Origin of the sequence: Paenibacillus antarcticus (genome assembly GCF_001637225.1) — a bacterium.
Taxonomy (GTDB): Bacteria; Bacillota; Bacilli; order Paenibacillales; family Paenibacillaceae; genus Paenibacillus_AQ; species Paenibacillus_AQ antarcticus.
This window is the reverse complement of record NZ_LVJI01000009.1, coordinates 72606-89509: the sequence shown is the minus strand read 5'-3', so window position 1 is coordinate 89509 and position 16904 is coordinate 72606. Positions and strand designations below refer to the sequence as shown.

At 35.2% G+C, this 16904-nt stretch carries 22 protein-coding genes and 1 pseudogene; 21 read left to right on the top strand and 2 right to left on the bottom strand.

Translation table 11 applies throughout. The features are described 5' to 3' along the window. Positions 1 to 92: 92 nt before the first annotated feature. Positions 93 to 671, bottom strand: coding sequence for an LOG family protein (locus tag PBAT_RS07945; protein ID WP_068648313.1), 579 nt, complete (start codon positions 669 to 671; stop codon positions 93 to 95). Positions 672 to 829: 158 nt separating this feature from the next. Beyond that, positions 830 to 1666, bottom strand: a complete 837-nt coding sequence (locus PBAT_RS07940) for an alpha/beta hydrolase family protein (protein WP_068648311.1) — start codon at positions 1664 to 1666, stop codon at positions 830 to 832. 295 nt (positions 1667 to 1961) lie between these two features. Between PBAT_RS07940 and PBAT_RS07935 the strand changes: the two genes are divergently transcribed. From PBAT_RS07935 to PBAT_RS07835, 21 genes and pseudogenes are all read left to right on the top strand, one after another. After that, positions 1962 to 2732: a stalk domain-containing protein gene (locus PBAT_RS07935; RefSeq protein WP_248912418.1), complete on the top strand. Its 771-nt coding sequence runs from the start codon at positions 1962 to 1964 to the stop codon at positions 2730 to 2732. A gap of 333 nt (positions 2733 to 3065) precedes the next feature. Beyond that, the gene (locus PBAT_RS07925) at positions 3066 to 4073 is read left to right on the top strand and encodes an HD domain-containing protein (RefSeq protein ID WP_068648302.1); all 1008 of its coding nucleotides are present in this window, start codon (positions 3066 to 3068) and stop codon (positions 4071 to 4073) included. A gap of 16 nt (positions 4074 to 4089) precedes the next feature. Further along, the gene (locus PBAT_RS07920; RefSeq protein WP_068648299.1) at positions 4090 to 4617 is read left to right on the top strand and encodes a GNAT family N-acetyltransferase; all 528 of its coding nucleotides are present in this window, start codon (positions 4090 to 4092) and stop codon (positions 4615 to 4617) included. A gap of 421 nt (positions 4618 to 5038) precedes the next feature. Next, positions 5039 to 5179: pseudogene (locus tag PBAT_RS25925) on the top strand (class I SAM-dependent methyltransferase); the annotation flags it as partial. Positions 5180 to 5208: 29 nt separating this feature from the next. Beyond that, a complete protein-coding gene (locus PBAT_RS07910; protein ID WP_068648289.1) occupies positions 5209 to 5742 on the top strand; it encodes a hypothetical protein in 534 nt (177 codons plus the stop codon). Between the two features lie 193 nt (positions 5743 to 5935). Continuing rightward, positions 5936 to 6688, top strand: a complete 753-nt coding sequence (locus PBAT_RS07905) for a class I SAM-dependent methyltransferase (protein WP_068648287.1) — start codon at positions 5936 to 5938, stop codon at positions 6686 to 6688. A gap of 475 nt (positions 6689 to 7163) precedes the next feature. Continuing rightward, positions 7164 to 7826, top strand: coding sequence for a P-loop NTPase family protein (locus PBAT_RS07900; protein WP_068648285.1), 663 nt, complete (start codon positions 7164 to 7166; stop codon positions 7824 to 7826). Positions 7827 to 8710: 884 nt separating this feature from the next. Further along, positions 8711 to 9019, top strand: a complete 309-nt coding sequence (locus tag PBAT_RS25755) for a hypothetical protein (RefSeq protein ID WP_211267825.1) — start codon at positions 8711 to 8713, stop codon at positions 9017 to 9019. 89 nt (positions 9020 to 9108) lie between these two features. Further along, on the top strand, positions 9109 to 9942 hold the full coding sequence (locus PBAT_RS07890) for an ornithine carbamoyltransferase (protein ID WP_068648280.1): 834 nt from the start codon (positions 9109 to 9111) through the stop codon (positions 9940 to 9942). A gap of 101 nt (positions 9943 to 10043) precedes the next feature. Continuing rightward, the gene (locus tag PBAT_RS07885; RefSeq protein ID WP_068648279.1) at positions 10044 to 10406 is read left to right on the top strand and encodes a hypothetical protein; all 363 of its coding nucleotides are present in this window, start codon (positions 10044 to 10046) and stop codon (positions 10404 to 10406) included. A 60-nt stretch (positions 10407 to 10466) separates the two neighbouring features. After that, on the top strand, positions 10467 to 11141 hold the full coding sequence (locus PBAT_RS07880) for a DUF6518 family protein (RefSeq protein ID WP_246168202.1): 675 nt from the start codon (positions 10467 to 10469) through the stop codon (positions 11139 to 11141). Positions 11142 to 11498: 357 nt separating this feature from the next. Beyond that, entirely contained in the window at positions 11499 to 12044 is a 546-nt protein-coding gene (locus PBAT_RS07875) for a GrpB family protein (RefSeq protein WP_068648277.1), read from the top strand. Between the two features lie 39 nt (positions 12045 to 12083). Then, a complete protein-coding gene (locus PBAT_RS07870; RefSeq protein WP_068648275.1) occupies positions 12084 to 12488 on the top strand; it encodes a GNAT family N-acetyltransferase in 405 nt (134 codons plus the stop codon). A gap of 196 nt (positions 12489 to 12684) precedes the next feature. Further along, a complete protein-coding gene (locus PBAT_RS07865) occupies positions 12685 to 13461 on the top strand; it encodes a Cof-type HAD-IIB family hydrolase (RefSeq protein WP_068648352.1) in 777 nt (258 codons plus the stop codon). 223 nt (positions 13462 to 13684) lie between these two features. After that, entirely contained in the window at positions 13685 to 14140 is a 456-nt protein-coding gene (locus tag PBAT_RS07860) for a DUF4362 domain-containing protein (RefSeq protein ID WP_068648273.1), read from the top strand. Positions 14141 to 14414: 274 nt separating this feature from the next. Then, the gene (locus PBAT_RS25920; protein WP_248912417.1) at positions 14415 to 14618 is read left to right on the top strand and encodes a hypothetical protein; all 204 of its coding nucleotides are present in this window, start codon (positions 14415 to 14417) and stop codon (positions 14616 to 14618) included. 63 nt (positions 14619 to 14681) lie between these two features. Beyond that, complete coding sequence (locus tag PBAT_RS25915) at positions 14682 to 14999, top strand: serine hydrolase (RefSeq protein WP_246168204.1); 318 nt, start codon at positions 14682 to 14684, stop codon at positions 14997 to 14999. Between the two features lie 94 nt (positions 15000 to 15093). Continuing rightward, positions 15094 to 15369: a DUF5316 domain-containing protein gene (locus tag PBAT_RS07850; protein ID WP_068648271.1), complete on the top strand. Its 276-nt coding sequence runs from the start codon at positions 15094 to 15096 to the stop codon at positions 15367 to 15369. 175 nt (positions 15370 to 15544) lie between these two features. Beyond that, complete coding sequence (locus PBAT_RS07845; protein WP_246168205.1) at positions 15545 to 16045, top strand: DUF4830 domain-containing protein; 501 nt, start codon at positions 15545 to 15547, stop codon at positions 16043 to 16045. An 85-nt stretch (positions 16046 to 16130) separates the two neighbouring features. Further along, complete coding sequence (locus PBAT_RS07840) at positions 16131 to 16403, top strand: HAD family hydrolase (protein ID WP_068648269.1); 273 nt, start codon at positions 16131 to 16133, stop codon at positions 16401 to 16403. A gap of 47 nt (positions 16404 to 16450) precedes the next feature. After that, on the top strand, positions 16451 to 16897 hold the full coding sequence (locus tag PBAT_RS07835) for a DinB family protein (RefSeq protein WP_068648266.1): 447 nt from the start codon (positions 16451 to 16453) through the stop codon (positions 16895 to 16897). Positions 16898 to 16904 lie beyond the last annotated feature (7 nt).

Genomic DNA, 16904 nt, shown 5'->3' with positions numbered 1-16904 from the left:
CCTTCATTATAGGCAGCCTTTTCGTTATTGAACATATCGGTATTTTTTATGAAGGGATGCTTGATATTTGATATGGATATAATGCTTGGTTGTTAATTAAGCTGTTTCCATTTGTTCTCCATCACTTGTGGGACATAATTCTCCATACGTTGGATAAGATCTATAGGGTCGCTTGACACGTTAATCAGGCTCAGATTTGAAGGTTTAGAGAAACCTTCTTGGACACTATAATTAATCATATTTAATAGTGGATCGAAATAACCGCACACATTCAAGATACCGATCGGCTTGTTGTGAATACCTATCTGTGACCAACATAGTACTTCGAATAACTCTTCATATGTTCCAAATCCACCAGGCAAAGCTATAAATCCATCTGCTAATTTACCCATCGTGGCTTTGCGTTCGTGCATGCCTTCAACTTCAATGAATTCAGTTAATTCTTGATGCACGATTTCTCCTTTAAATAATCCCTTAGGCATGATGCCAGTGACTTCGCCACCTTGTGCTATAACGGTATTCGCGATTACACCCATCAGCCCCATATTGGACCCACCATAGACTAAGCGATATTGCTCTTGAGCCATATATAACCCGAGTTCAGCAGCCTTCAACTGGTAATCCGGATGGTTCCCAAGATTAGAACCTGCAAACACACAAATTGCTTTCATCCTATTCACTCCAATCTATATATAGGTGATTTTAGATCTTATTATAGTATATAGAAGAAGATCTCTATATTTGTTAATTTATTTGGATTACTCATGAACAAGAGGATATCAACGAGATGTGACGAATAAGTCATATACACTGTAGATGGAAATAAATTCTAGGTATTGATCCACTGGAACATTCGATCGATAGCAAGTAGATGAGTGTCGAGCGGGAGATGATGGTCGCCGTCCTCAAATCTATGAAATTCAGCAGGAACGCCAACTTCAATAAGTCTGTTATACATATGTAACCCGTGACTGAAATCGACTTGAGTATCCTTTGTGCCATGCATAATAAGTACAGGGCAATGCAGCTGTTCTACCATACCTAGAGGAGAACGCATCTCATAGGACTCAGGTATTCTGGTAGGTGTGCCCCCAATGACACGCTTTAACATTTTACGTAAATCAACCCGTTCTTCATAAGTTTGTGCGAGATCAGATACACCACCCCAACAGATTAATTTGTGCACATTCGATATGGTTGCTGCCGTATGCGTTGCATTGATGGACCCGCGTGAGAATCCCATGATAGAAATTCGATTCTTATCTACAAAAGGAAGACTCTCCATAAGACGATAAGCAGATAGAACATCTTCTTGATCACTCCCACCGAATTCATCACGACCTTCGCCACCCTCATTACCTCGATAGGTAGGAGCAAAGATAATATGTCCGAAATTCGAAAATTGCTCGAGCCAGTCCGTCTTGACTCGTCCGACTTTACCAATGCCGCCTCGACAATAGATTAATACAGGCCATTGTTCTGATCGAAGATCTTGTTGTGTTGGAAGTACAGAGCTAGCTAATTTCGTTACTGGAAGTTCTGTAGAATTATACGATTGACCAATTAAAGACGCTAACTCCGCTGTAGGTAGGTCATAACCATGTGGCAAGCTAAGGTATCCCTTTACCTTCAACCCATCGGATAGGTATGTGATGTGTGAAATCATAGTTATCAGTTACTCCTAGATCATTTGGATTATGTGTGAATTTCTTATTAACTCATTGTCGCACATCCTATTCGTATACCCTAATTGGTTCAACTTAAGTCAAAAACTTATATCTTGATGGTGATATCTGTCGTAGGACGAACATTACAATAATATAGTAGTAAAAAGGAGGTTTTGCGCACTGTCTCATTATATTAAACGCATCGCTGCGTTTACAATTGTAATTCTTTTGCTGTGGGTGACGCCATTTGCAGAAAAGGCGAATGCTAGCTCAATCAATTCTGATTTAATTGTGGTGAACAAGAAAACCAATACAATGGCATTTTTTAGAGATGGGAAACTGGAAAGACAATTTGTAGTTGCAACGGGGAAGGACCCCGAACTAACACCTGAAGGTAAATTCAGAATTGCGAACAAAATCAAAAATAGACCGTATTACAAAGATAAAATTCCTGGAGGAGATCCTCGTAATCCGTTGGGGGATCGCTGGATCGGGCTTGAAGTAAATGGTACGCAAGGCACGACGTATGCTATTCATGGAAATAGCAATAAGAACTCCATCGGAAAGTATGTCAGTGCTGGATGTATTCGGATGTACAATGATGAGATTCACGAACTATTTACACAAGTGAAAGTGAATTCTTATGCCGTCATTACGTCATCTAAGTTATCGTTCGAAGAGATTGCTGTAAAAAACGGATATGAGTTGGGACTCCGAACGTTCGAGGGTAAAGTAGTGATTAACGGTGAAGAACAGAAATTGAATAGTCCATTTGCAATTGTAGATTCCCGCATTTTCATTCCAATGAGAGAAAGTCTAGAGTTGTTAGGTGCTAACGTACAGTGGAATAATCAGAATCAGACGGCAACTATCATCATGGGTGATCGTACAATTATTCATAAGCCACTTTCGAACAAAGCAATAGTCAATGGCAAAGAAATCACAATTACACCTTCACGATATCAAGGTACAACGGTTATGCTCCCACTGCGGAATGTTCTAGAAATAGCAGGAATACAAGTGACATGGGATAGTAAGAATAATGCCATTATTATAACGAATTAAATATGAAATGAGGCCACGAAAGTGGCTTTTTTATTTATGTTAAAGTTCTTATTCGCTAATGTAATGATTGAGTTAAGAGGGGATTACGACAATTTTCACGAATGTAGATATATTAGGATGGTTTTGACAGTTCTAGGTTTAAAAGAGGAGCCATTAGTTGGTAAAGACTTAAGGAGTTCTCTTGGGAAGGATGATAACAAGAGTACCTACAGTTCGAGCTAGCTTGAGATGGTTATGAATTTCGGGTAACAAAGTAATTATGTGGATGGATGGTCATATGGTCTTTCTTTGGAATAGTATTACATACGGATATTTTGTCGGAGGGGAAAAAGGTTGAGTGGATTAAATACTGGATATATAGCACAATTAATGGGTGGTTGTGAACTATGGGAGCCATTATGGGGACTTACAACAAGCTTAACAGAAATAGAATCTTGCTTGCTTAAATCTTCACCTGTCCGGAGGCTACAATTTATTCATCATAGTGGTGTCAGCTACATTAACACACACCATGTAGCAACTCGGCTTCAACATACGATTGGTGTATTCTCATTAGTTGCTTATTATTGTCCTGATTGGTATGAACTAAGGGTTGCGGCACTATTACATGACATTGGGCATTACCCGTTCAGCCACGTTCTTGAGCAGATTGAAGGTTGTGACCATCATAAACGAACTTATGAGTTATTATACTCTTCAGAGATAAGCGGAATTCTTATTAAATATGGATTTGATCCTCGTATAATTCTAGATTTAATAGAGGGAACTGTTACAAGCCCCTTACGGAATAAGGATAATAAAATCCACTTGGATCATCTTGATTCATGGGTTAGGAGTGCGCAAATAACAGGGATCCTTAACTCGTCAACCAAGTTACTATCGAGACTTGAACTCAATGGGAATTATATCTCAACGGATACTGAAACTGCTGAAACATTATTGCAATTTATTATATCAGAAGCCAAATTTCATTGTTCCGGTGAGAACATAGGCCCAAGTGCCATTCTGAAGTATTTAGTTACTCAACTCATTGAACAAAATGTGCTGTCAGTTGAGTCTATTAGTGAAATGACGGATGCTAGTCTTGAATCTTTATTACTACGTTGTGAATGGACACAAGAGGAAGCTAAACGTTTGTTTTACAGTCCTCATGAAATAATAGTTACGCGTACACAACCCAAGGTTTCTTCAAATTCACACGTAGTAGCTTTTAATAAACTGTATCTCTCAGAGCCATTGATCACGAATGAAAGAGTGCCAGTAAATGCCTTGCCGTCGTATTCGATACTTGGAGAATTAAGTTCGGTGTTGGGGACGTATTATGTATATTGGGATGAATGAATAGTGGAGGTTAATCATGATTACATATCAAATAATGACTCAAGAGCAAGTAAATAAACTTAAGGAGATCGATCGATCCGAACACATTGATCTCATCTATGAACTACAGAATGGCCAAATCGTTGAAATTATCAAGAACCATGAATGCCCCAATTGGGATGAAGAGTTGATCGAGGAAATACAAGAACGATATTTATATGAATTACGTAACGGGGGATTGTCTATCGGAACATTCGACGGGGACACATTAGTTGGATTCGGAGTTCTTGCTCACCAATTCAGAGGGCCTAATCAAGATCAATTGCAGATAGACTTAATGTACGTCTCTAACAAATATAGAAGACAAGGTATTGGAACCCAGATATTAAATGAGTTAAAAGACGAAGCAAGAAACAGGGGAGCTAGGTACCTATATATTTCTTCGACGGAGACAAAGTCGGCGGTATCATTTTATAAGAGTCATGGGAGTCAGATTACAGAAGAAACAGATATAGAGCTATTTAATAAAGAGCCATTAGATATTCACATGATTAATGAGCTGTAGTGTTAGAGTTATTCATGAAGCTGTGTCGCGTTGTTATGAAAATACCCGAAAGGATCGGGACAGTCACGCCAATTTGGGTGCTGTCTATTTTTGTTGTTAATTATAATCTTGAGTCTCCAATAGTTAAACATATTCGCGTGATACTTTCATGTGCAGATCGGATAGAGGTCTGGGAGGGCAGGGATTATAGGTTGAATATTGAATTTATACTAGGAGTGTGAATGAAGTGATCTTTATTACCCGAAGTAATGATATCTTACTTAGCATTACAACAAAGGGCTATCAAGCAAAGCAAATATAGTTGTGAATATTCGAAAGATCCCCGGCCGTATATGGATGGTGGACACCTTAGAATGGACAGTTCCTATGAATGAAAGAAAGGTCCAACTTCTATACGAATTGTTTGGTCCTGAACATGTTCATTTCGGCAGGGTTTGTTATTGAACAAATGATTGAAGAAACCGACAATGAAATAATACAATTGCACGATGAAAATAATGATTTCGTAAAAAGAGCGAAGATGTTTCCAGTAACCTTCGTTATCAAAGCAAGAAAATTTTAACGATTAATTGATAAGGGGGAGAATTGAAATTGAAATTTTTATATTTTGTAATATCTTTCATTTTGATATTTTTAATTGTTGGTTGTTCACAACAACAAACATTTGAAACTTTCTTTCATGAAAAAATGGAGAATATGCATATTGGTGAAGATGATTATTTCTATAAGCTCGTTCACAAGGAGTTCGATGTGGCACATCAAAATGATGCATTGGCAGTTTTCAAAGAAAATAATGAACGGGGAGAAGAAATGTTTATAGCTTACTTTGAGAAAGAGGATAATCAATGGCAATGGAGACAAACAAGAGGGGCTGAATGGAATTCGCCAGTAAAATGGTCTTCTTTGGACCAAACACCTTTTATATATTCAGGTACAATAAGTGGCACAGCAATTAGCGAAGTATATGCAGGTGATGAACCTGCAAAAATCATTAATGTTGAAGATGGAAAGAGGTTTTGGTATGCAATTAGTCCGACTAAAGATGTGGAAGTAATGGTGGTAAAAGAAGATGGTACTAAAGAAATCATTGAAGATATTAATTATGAAGAAGTATCAAGTAAATAATGTAATGAAATATTTCACTTGAAATTGAACGCTACGATATTTAAAAGTATTTCGAAGAAGGCGCTGACATCCAATAACAATGTTGTTCAGCATCGTCGCTAATGCTCCTTGGTCACCAAGCAGGAAGAATAATTCAAACAGAACAAACAATAAAGAGTTAACGACATTTCATGTAAGCGGGAGGGAAATGAAAATGAATGAACAAAGCAGCAAAAATAAAGTGGCTTGGGAATTTAGAGCGTATGAATTTTGGAACAAAAGAGACGGTTCTCCACAGGATAAAGCTAATAAAATATTAGAAAGTCCTATAGCATGTCTAAAAAAACATAAACAGTATTTTTACCATATAGAAGGTAAGAAGATTGCCAATCTTTGCGGTTCAAATGGTAGAAAAGCAGTCCCATTAGCTTTATTGGGTGCAGAAGTAACCGTATTTGATATCTCAGAAGAAAATAAAAAATATGCATTAGAATTGGCCCATTATGCAAAAACCTCTATTGATTATATTATCGGAGATATCTATGATATTAACTTGAAAAAGTATGGAAATTATTTTGATATTCTTTATTTAGAAGGAGGAATATTACACTATTTTAATGATATTGGTAAATTCATATCTATTCTTTATTCATTACTAAAAGAGGGTGGGGTATTGGTACTAAGTGATTTCCACCCTTTAAGAAAATGTATTGTTGAAGGATCTGAATCTCTAACCCGAACGGGTTACTTTGACCAGGAATTACGTAATGGAGACATAGCGTATAAACATTATTTTGATGAGCAGGAGCAACAAGAATTTCCAGATGTTTCTGTTAGGTCTTATACCCTTAGTGAAATTATAAATTCGGTAATCACCTCTGGTTTAACATTACAGAAGTTTGATGAGCATCGTGGTTGGGAAAATGAAAATATTCCATGGGAGTTTACTATTTCAGCTATAAAATAGCTGTATCAATCTACTATTCATCTGACGGAGAAGGATATTTATAGATAACTATAGATGAGGGTATTTCAAAGTAGACGCTGACATCATCTAACATTGTATTTCCGCTTCGTCACTGACCTCCTTGGTCACCAAGAGGGGTGTCTGAGAAGCGAATAACGGCTTAACAGTAGCTTTTCTCTCAATTGATGGGTTTAAGAGAAAAGCTGAGATTTCGATTTCCAACTTGGTACAAACTTGTTATAACAGTAAAAACTACATTCACGCATGGGGCCTGACTACGCCAGTCCCTCGGTTTGCAAGGAGCAATTTAGAGCAAGCGGATTCAGCTTAGAACCCTGCACCACCTAACCGCGTCGCGGCCGGAGAACTGGGAGGTTAAGACAAGTGCTATCTAAGCCTCCCAGTCCCCTCCTTAAGGTGTGAGGGTTGGTGAATGCAAGGACGTTAGGTGAAATCGTCAGAAAAGGAGAAAAATATGACTCGTCATAAGCTAATCATAGTAGATGGTATACCTGGTTCTGGTAAGTCAACACTTTCAGAAATGATATCTAATGAGTTGAATAAACAAGAAATAAAGAACATTTTTTATCATGAATTAACTAAAGATCATCCACTATTCATACATGAACGTAAATTCACAACTTTTAAAGATCAAGGTGAGGCTAACTATTATTTTAATCGAGTTGTTGAATTATTTAATAGATTTGTAGACTTACATAAGAATGAACCGGAAATTATTATTATCGAGAGTATATTGTTTCAAGACACATTAAGTTTTGCATATAATATGGGAATGGAACCGTCTATGATAGAAGAACTATTTAACCTTTTAGTAGATATATTAAATAGATTGAATCCTGTTCTTATTTATATCTATCAATTCGATGTTAGAAGAAACTGGGAAATGATAGGTAAAATAAGAGGTGTAGAATGGATACCTTCTTTACATACTCCAGAAGGATTAGATGAAGCTGAGAGAGATTGGAAACCAAACCAAGAATTTATTAAATCATTGGTTGAAGAATGGGAGATTCCTAAATTAATTATTGAAAACAAAGATTATTTATGGGAGCAATACAACGAGAGAACAAAATATTTTTTGAGAGCTAACTCAATGTTATCTGAGAACATCACCTAATATTACATGACCATAGCGGTCTATATACCTTTTTCAAAGAAGTATATTATGAATGTTAGTTAATTTTAATACTAATTCTATTACTGTACGCGTGGCAATCATTTAACTTCAGATGATTCAAGAAATTAGTTGAGGATGCAAAGTAGATTACTTGATCCTTTTTTGTAATATAGGGCCCTCAATAGAAGACTATTATAACCAAAACAAGAGAATATTTATTAGCCCCGAAATTCATGTTGTTGAATAATCGGAGTAGGATATTCAGAAGAAATATTCAACTGGCTAAGTCTGAGGACCCGTTCCTTTGGGTCACTTATGCTACTTGAATGTCTGGAATTCGCAACGTTATCAGAAATCCCCCAAAACAACTAGACACAAAGAAAGGAGAGTTACAATATGTTTCTATACATCGTGTTAACAATCGGTTTTTTTATTTTCAATAATTGCAGTTTTTAGAAACAGAGAAGAGGAGTACTTTAACAATTTTCTGGTAACATTGATTTCTTATTCTATATTTTTTTGTATTGTTAAAATCAATTACGCTCTTCAGTACATTAATTATCCAGTAAATACATTCCCGATAGCTGTATTGTTACTTATTGCATTAATTTCATTATTAATTTATCAATTTCGACAAACAGACATAAAATGGTGATAAATAAATTAAAGGGAATTGATAGCTGTAATAAAGATATCGGAGAGAACATAATTTATATTCTCTATACGCATTGATGATCTATTTTAAGGATATATATTAATTTGAGAAAAGCAGTTAATAGAATGATTGATTACGTATTTCGCAACGTAACAAGAAATTAATGCTACCAGAAGATCATAAAATCATATAGCCCTAAAGACCAGAAGGGATTGATTATTAGATGAATGTGTATGATCAAGAATCTGAAAATTCACTATCCTGGTTTATTGAAGAAATGCTGTTTGAAACAATTCGGGAGGCACATGAATGGGTTTATAGTGGTGCTTACAACGATATAGGTTACTTATTTGATGGCTATAAAACTAAAGACTCAAAATTAGCTTATGCACTATTGTTTGAACTAGTAAGATCAAACACAATCCATGGATATAGACATGATGTTCATTGCGATGAGGAATATCTAGAAGGCTCAATTACCTATAAGGTCTGGATAACTAATAAAACATATGAATCTCCAGCAATTACGATTAAATAGGAAGTGAAATATATAATACGTCAGGACAGCCAAACGTTATAAGAAATCAGCGTAAGTTCAAAAAAATTACAAAAGGATGTGGGGGTATCATGCATTTATTGGAATTAAGCACGCTTTCTGAAAAACAAGTCCTAGAGATATTTGAATTAGCAAAATATTTAAAAGAAAATCAAAATAAAAAAATTCTAAGTGAAAAGACTTTTATATTATTTTTTCCTGAAACAAGCATACGGACGAGAATTACTTTTGAGAAGGGAATCAAGGATTTAGGTGGAGAATGTATACTGTTTCCACCTGAAACACTCGATAAAAGAGAAGAACCAAAAGATGTTATGAATTATCTTTATAACTGGGCGGATGGTTTAATTATTAGGCATTCAGATTATTCAAAACTGTTAGATCTTTCACTTCATAGCTCAATTCCAATAGTCAATGCTATGACCACGCATAATCATCCATGTGAGATACTTTCTGACCTTTATTCGATAGCAGAAAACAGAGAAAATTATAGGGACTTGGTTTATACATTCGTAGGTACCGCAAATAATATTTCAAGGTCTTGGATGGAAATTGCTAAAGTTATGAACCTTACATACAATCATGTTTGTACTTCTGGTAATGAACTCACATATAATAACTCGAATTACAAATTTTCTACTTCTCTTGAAGCCACTTTGTCTGGAAGTGATGTGGTGCTGACAGATTCACTACCTAGTCAATTTATAAATAAAGAATATACTGATAAATATCAAATTACACTAGAAAGAATGAAGATAGCAAACAAAGGAGCAATATTTTTTAGAAATGAAGAAGTCAGTGATGAAGTCATGAGTTCCAAATATTTTGTGGGATATCCATTTAAGAAGAATTTAATCTATGTTCAACAGGCTATTTTGGCTTACTGTTTAGAGATGAAGGTCTAATGTGAGCCTAAGTCTGATGACCGGTTCCCTACAGTCACTTAAGCAGCTTGAATCTCAGCTAAAGTGGTTACAACAGTAAAAAATATGTAAGGAGGAAAATAATGCATCGTATACTCAATATATTAGTCTTTCTCATTATTTTATCTGCATATCAGTCTACTGAAACAATAGGGAATCCAACTGCAGAGGAGACTCTAAGGCTGGATCAGAATGCAAATATTTTTATGTATAAAGACACAATTTACAATGCAGGTGTTCCATGGGTAGATGAGTTGGATCTAACGAAAGACATAGAAATAACTGAAATTACTCACAAAGGATATAGAGGTGAAGATTTTAAAAACGGAACAGCTAATAAACTAAAAGTTGGAACAAAAATCTATCTTGTCAAAGAGAGAAAAGATATTTTAATCGCCGAGACAGACAAAGGCGATATTAGATTTTATCAATTAGTTGAAGGCTGAGAAGATCGGAACGGTTATCTAAGAAATCAATTAGTTTTATATATGGGAAGTGAAATAAGCATGAAAGACAGGATGAATCAAGTAAGGGTGAGATCCAATTTAGTATTTACAATACAGCAAAAGTTACTTCGCGTATTGTTTGTATTTTCCTTTGGGTTAATATTAGGTTTTGTGGCTAAATATGCGGATACTGTTTCCATTAACGCAGATAGTAAAACTATACTTAGATTTTATACATATGGGTTATCCATTATTAGAGATATCACAACGAGTCTAGGAATTTGGGTTCTAATAGGTACATTACTTGCTGCGAGGAGTCGTTCTCCCAAAGCTGCGGCACTATATGTATTTATATTTTTCGTAGGAATGCTGGTAGCGTATTATTCTTATTCTAGTGTATTGTTTGGTTTCTTCCCTAAATATTATTTCTTTGCTTGGGGTGTTTTTGCTTTGTTGTCGCCAATTTGTGCTTATATTATTTGGTATGCCGGTGGAAATGGTTGGATTGCTGCGTTTTGTTCAGCACCACCTATAGCTTTACTTTTGATAAATGGAGATGGCTTTTATTATACTCATTCTTTACTTCAAGACTTTGATTTGTTTCTGGCGATATTATTATTTATCGTTCTCCCAAGTAACAATATGCAACGTTTACGTGTATTACCTTTTGTTGTAATTATGTATTTCTTATGTAGGGAATATAATTTGATATCCATGTTCTTTGGGGGATTATGAGTATTGTTACACATAACATCGCATTCCTACTGCGGGCATTCTCCCCTTGGTCACGGACGATTTCGAGGAAGAGGATTCAGGCGACAGGTTGATTTCCTTAAGATAAAGATCTATCTAAGAGAAATCAAGGTCAGGAATACACATACAAGGCGTTAAATTACAAGCTTTGAATTGGGTCGATTCTTCTATGAAAGTTACATCGGTGGGATTAGTTCGGTTAAGAGAAAGTAAGAATCACTAGATATATATATTGCGTGGATACGTTCTTTCCCGTATCAGACGAATGATATTTTAACAGATGCTTCATCATTAGTTTATATTATCGGAACATGTTAAAACAGAAAATGAGGTAATATCATGGATGAACAATGGAGAATAGCTAAGTATGATCCTGAATGGAAGTATTTATTTGAAGAATTAGGTAAGGAGTTAAGAGATGCACTGCAAGATACCGCAATTAGAATTGATCATATTGGATCAACTTCAGTTGTAGGCCTAGAGGCGAAACCCATAATAGATATTCAGATTTCCGTTATAGAATTTGATGATTTGTCCAAATACAAATCCAAGATTGAACGACTGGGATTTGTCTACAGATCTGCAAACATCGACAAAACAAAAGGATATTTCCGAGAGATTCCAGGAACAAGAAGGACTCATATTCATGTTAGACAAGTTGGAAGTTTAGGTGAACAGATTTCTTTACTTTTTAGAGATTATTTAAGAACGCATCCTGAAGATTGTGTATTTTATGTAGCTGAAAAACACCGATTAATGAATCTTTTTCGTCATGATAGAGTGAAATATGTGGATGGGAAAGATCCTATTATTTGGGACATCCTTAGAAAGGCTACTAAATGGTCTCAAATAAAGGGATGGAAACCAGAAAAAACAGATATGTAGTAGAGTAGTTCCTAAATATAGTATATCGGGGGATTTGGAATGAAGATAGAATTGGCAACAGAAAAAGATTATAAGTACATTGTTGAAAGAGATAGACATATTCCTGAAACACTTGTAAGAACGAAGATTAATGCAAATGAGATCTTTATAATTAGGGATGCAGAGAAAGAAATTGGTTGGATGAGATATGGATACTTTTGGGACAGTATTCCTTTTATGAACATGATATGGATTGATGAAGAACATAGAGGACAAGGAGTGGGTAAAGAAATTGTTCTGTATTGGGAAGAAATTATGCGTAAAAAAGGATTTGAACTAATAATGACGTCAACGCAATCTAATGAAGATGCACAACATTTTTATAGGAAGATTGGGTATCGTGATGCTGGATGTTTACTATTGGAGACTCAACCACTTGAAGTAATACTGACAAAAAATCTGTAAGAGTACTTGATAGAGTGTATTACATAGAAGGCACTGTCATCTGATAAAACAGCATTCCTACTACGGAAATTCGCCCTTGATCGGATTTGCAAGAAATATATTCAGGACCAAGTGAACTACGAGCATACTAATTGCGTTTATATTATGTAAACAATTAGCATTCAAGTAATAAAGTTAGAGAGAGGATCAAGATATGATGTACAAGATTGTGTTTTTCGATGTTGACGGTACTTTATTAAGTGAGATTGATAGGAGCATACCGCAAAGTACGAAAGAAGCAATTCATCGATTGATTAACAAAGGAATAAAAGTTGTAGTTGCGACAGGGAGACCGTACAGTTTGTGTGAAGAGTTGGTGTCAATGGGTTTGGATACAATTATTTCTGCAAATGGTGCACTAATACAATGTGATGGAAACGTTTTTTATAAATCAGTGCTTGCGAGTGAAACCGTTCGAGAACTCACGGCATTTGCTGAATTAAATGGACATAGCGTTTCTTACTTTACGGAGGCGTTCGCCATGAACGGAATTGGCTCAGATAATAAACGAGTCATGGAGGCCCTGAATGAGACGTTAAGTATTACTCAATATCCCCCAAAAATGAGCTCTATAGCAGAGGAAGTTTATTGCATGTGCTTATATGCAGACGGTAGCGAAGATCAAAAATATATTGATAACTTCCCCAAGCTCAGATTCGTGAGGTTTCACAGATATGTCATGAACGTGCTTGAAGAAGCAGAAGTTTCTAAGTCAGCAGCGATTAAAAAGGTTCTTGATTATTTAGAAATTGATAAATCTGAAGCTATTGCTTTCGGTGACGGGGGAAATGACTTAGATATGTTGGAGTATGTTGGCTTGGGAATTGCAATGGGAAATGGTGAGAATCGATTAAAAGAGAAAGCGAACTTTGTTACTAGAAGAGCAAGTGAAGGTGGTATTTCATACGCTTTAAAAATATTCGGAGTTATATAAATATTATCGGCTAACAAAGTACTAGAACTTCATCGCGTATACTGCTCGGTCATCATGCTTACAGGAAATCCATTAGTTTCTAATCCGGAAAATAGTAACTATAGTTGAGGAAGTTAGTAAGTTCTGAAGGTGATTACTTCATATAACAGAGATTTACTGCCGTGTCATATACATAGAACGTTATACGCAATAGCTGACAGTATCGTAATTACAAGGAGATCCAATGAAAAAAACGATTTGGTTACTCTCAATTATTATTGTTGTCCTTTGTATTTGTCTCTTCTATTTCATTCGATTGAATGCTCAATATGATAAGAAGTATATACAAAGAGGAATCTTAACTAACTTCAATAAGTTGGAATACGAAAGAATGCATATATTTTATGAAAGATTCCAAGATCATAAAGGCGATAATGTAATGCTAATATCACCAACTAGTGATAGTGGACCAATCATTTATGATGTGAACTTTAATGGCTCAGAAATACGATTCACAACGGATGCTACCAGAGATGCTTATAGCGGGCAGAGAGAGAAGATTACATATTTCTGTAAGGAAATGAACAAAGAAGAGGGGATCCATAATAATATTTTCACAGTCTCTAATTGTAAAGGATTCGAGAGTGAGGATGTAAAGGGGTATCTGCAATTCTCAAAGGAAATGAACATATTTAAGTGATTTTGTGAGTGTTGATGTTGACGTCACGAATACAAGCAACTTAGCAGATTAGCTGAGAATAACGAATAGGAGCAAACCATTTATGATTGAATTTCCATATCAGAGTCAAATAAATGATGAAAAAAATAAAATCTTTTGTTAGTTTTTTAAGAAAAGAAAAAATTGAAAGTTGTTTGATGAGTGTTGGTCCAGATATTGTGCTTCAATATTTTAGAAACAATAAATCTAAAGATAAGCTTCACAAAGTGAACTCATGCACGAAGAGCATTACTTCATGTTTAATTGGAATGGCTGGCCGAACATGATACATAGTCCCAACTGGGTTAATTATATATTAGAGCGCCCATTAAACACCGAACCAGGTGAACGAATGAACTATAATTCTGGATGTAGCCATCTGTTATTATCAATACTTCAAAAGGTATCAGGAATGAGTGCAAAAGATTTCGCAATAACGTATCTCTTCTCCAGTTTGTAGATTAAAGATTTCATATGGCATGTAGACCCTCAGGGAATTAATATTGGTGGTTTCGGGATACACATGTCTATTCAAGATATGCAGAAATTCGGTTACTTCTATTTAAACAAGGGGCGTTGTGGGAAACGACAATTACTTAGTGAAGAATGGATATCTACTTCTACAAAACCTAAGCATTTAACCTATGAACACATAGGTTATTACAGTCATCATTGGTGGGTGTCAGATGAATCATTAGAGCGATCTTTTTATTTTGCTATGGGTTTGGGCGGGCAATATATCTGTGTAGATCCTTCCCGAAATATAGTTATCGCATTAACAAACAATACCTACAATGATACCTTAAAACCATTAAAAGCTAATACGAAACTTTTGCAATAACTCAAAGAAGTCAGAATTATGAGTAGAAAACCTGAAGAATGGATTAGTAAATCAGAAGAAGAGACCATAAAAAGGACTGATTACTATTAGAAACTTGATTATTGGAACAACGATAGGTGTTGTTATTGCTTTATTGTTAGGCCTATTTAGTAATTGGGGATTGGCAATAAAGGTGACAGGGGGAATCGGAGTTATCTCCATCCTGTTAGCGGGTATACTATCAGGACTCTTTATTAGTGAAGATAGAATGAGAGCAAATTTTGAAACAACAGAAGATAGAAAATTTCGAAACAAGTATTCATCGGTACTATTTTTATTTGGTCTGCCGTTTCTCATAACTGCAATATTCATCAATTGGATAACCCAATAGAATTAACAACTTATTATTAAAATAAGATAGTAGTGGGTCACTCAAAGAGCTCTATAAATTTTTTCATTACCGGTGAAAACGATCCATAGTCATAGACCACATATGATTAGGGAAATCCAGTGTATGTCAACCATCCGAATAAATTGAAATTCTATTAAAAGAAAGGAATGATAGTTTGCAACTCAATAGATTTATTTTTCTTATACTGCTAATTCTGAGTGTGCTGTCTGGATGTAAAGAAAAAGAAAACAAGATAGAATCAATTGAACATTTCAATAAACAACATGTAACATATTTGAATGAATATGGATGGAGTATTGAACGATTTGCATCAGAAACAAATTATGCGGCAGGAACTTTACAATCATATGAAGATCATATGAATACTATACGAACTCAGGGAAATGTAGACTTAACTCCCTTTATAGAAGAGGAAGTTGTAGAAACTGGATATATCCTGAATGAAAAAACCGATCATTATAATCAAATTGTAGGCTATATCTTAGAATCAGGGGAAAATATAGTAGGTGGTTATTTAGAATTTAATCATGAAGTCAAACAAATAGATGGGATAATCCGAATAGATAAGGGTGAAACAACACCGATGTTTAACTCTAATGATATGAATGAGCAATCCATCTTAGGACATATAGTAATTCACAATAACAATAAGTAGTTCGAGGAAGACGTTGCTCCGTTCCCTCTTGTCACTTAAGCCGATTAAATGTCATATGAAATAATTCGAAAAGAGGAGATGAAATATGATACCAGCATTTATTTTTGACATGGACGGGGTAATAATTGATAGTGAGCCTATTCATTTTGATGTAGATATTCAAACGTTGAACTATTTAGGAAGAAATATATCGAAAGAAGAATTAGAGAAATATGTTGGAATGACGAATCCTGAAATGTGGAGTTTAATTAAACATGAATATAACGTATTACAGTCGGTCTCAGAAATCATAGATTATCAATTAACTACCAGATATAAAAGTGATTTTGAAAGTGAGTACATAAAACTTATCAGCTAACGAATAGTTACGTAAACAAGCCATTGATAATGTAGGAGGCGGTAACATTGAAAACAATCAAAAAGATGTTTGAGCATTTAAATTGGGCCAATCAACTTATTCTAGAAACATTGCAAAATGCAGAGACGGATGAAAAGCACTTAAGTTTATTTTCTCATATTCTATATTCTGAACAAGTATGGCTAACTAGATTAAAAGGAATGGACACTTCACAAATGCCCATTTGGTCGGATGGTGATATTACAGTCTGTGCAAACCTTATTAAAGAAAATGAAGAAAACTTCAAAACACTTCTCGAGGAATTAGTGAAAACTGGTCTAGATAACTTAATAACATACACTAATAGTAGTGGTAAAGAGTTTAAGACTTCTATACGAGATATTTTAACTCACGTAGCACTTCATGGTCAGTATCATCGAGGGCAGATTAACTCGAGACTTCGAGTAGATGGTTTTGAACCGGTTAACATTGATTATATAACGTTTGTTAGATAGATATATC

What these genes read in the sequence shown, in the direction of transcription:
- PBAT_RS07945 (WP_068648313.1), bottom strand. Translation starts at nt 671, where the DNA reads ATGAAAGCAATTTGTGTGTTTGCAGGTTCTAATCTTGGGAACCATCCG.
- PBAT_RS07940 (WP_068648311.1), bottom strand. Translation starts at nt 1,666, where the DNA reads ATGATTTCACACATCACATACCTATCCGATGGGTTGAAGGTAAAGGGA.
- PBAT_RS07920 (WP_068648299.1), top strand. Translation starts at nt 4,090, where the DNA reads ATGATTACATATCAAATAATGACTCAAGAGCAAGTAAATAAACTTAAG.
- PBAT_RS07905 (WP_068648287.1), top strand. Translation starts at nt 5,936, where the DNA reads ATGAATGAACAAAGCAGCAAAAATAAAGTGGCTTGGGAATTTAGAGCG.
- PBAT_RS07900 (WP_068648285.1), top strand. Translation starts at nt 7,164, where the DNA reads ATGACTCGTCATAAGCTAATCATAGTAGATGGTATACCTGGTTCTGGT.
- PBAT_RS07890 (WP_068648280.1), top strand. Translation starts at nt 9,109, where the DNA reads ATGCATTTATTGGAATTAAGCACGCTTTCTGAAAAACAAGTCCTAGAG.
- PBAT_RS07885 (WP_068648279.1), top strand. Translation starts at nt 10,044, where the DNA reads ATGCATCGTATACTCAATATATTAGTCTTTCTCATTATTTTATCTGCA.
- PBAT_RS07880 (WP_246168202.1), top strand. Translation starts at nt 10,467, where the DNA reads ATGAAAGACAGGATGAATCAAGTAAGGGTGAGATCCAATTTAGTATTT.
- PBAT_RS07875 (WP_068648277.1), top strand. Translation starts at nt 11,499, where the DNA reads ATGGATGAACAATGGAGAATAGCTAAGTATGATCCTGAATGGAAGTAT.
- PBAT_RS07870 (WP_068648275.1), top strand. Translation starts at nt 12,084, where the DNA reads ATGAAGATAGAATTGGCAACAGAAAAAGATTATAAGTACATTGTTGAA.
- PBAT_RS07865 (WP_068648352.1), top strand. Translation starts at nt 12,685, where the DNA reads ATGTACAAGATTGTGTTTTTCGATGTTGACGGTACTTTATTAAGTGAG.
- PBAT_RS07860 (WP_068648273.1), top strand. Translation starts at nt 13,685, where the DNA reads ATGAAAAAAACGATTTGGTTACTCTCAATTATTATTGTTGTCCTTTGT.
- PBAT_RS25920 (WP_248912417.1), top strand. Translation starts at nt 14,415, where the DNA reads ATGTTTAATTGGAATGGCTGGCCGAACATGATACATAGTCCCAACTGG.
- PBAT_RS25915 (WP_246168204.1), top strand. Translation starts at nt 14,682, where the DNA reads ATGTCTATTCAAGATATGCAGAAATTCGGTTACTTCTATTTAAACAAG.
- PBAT_RS07840 (WP_068648269.1), top strand. Translation starts at nt 16,131, where the DNA reads ATGATACCAGCATTTATTTTTGACATGGACGGGGTAATAATTGATAGT.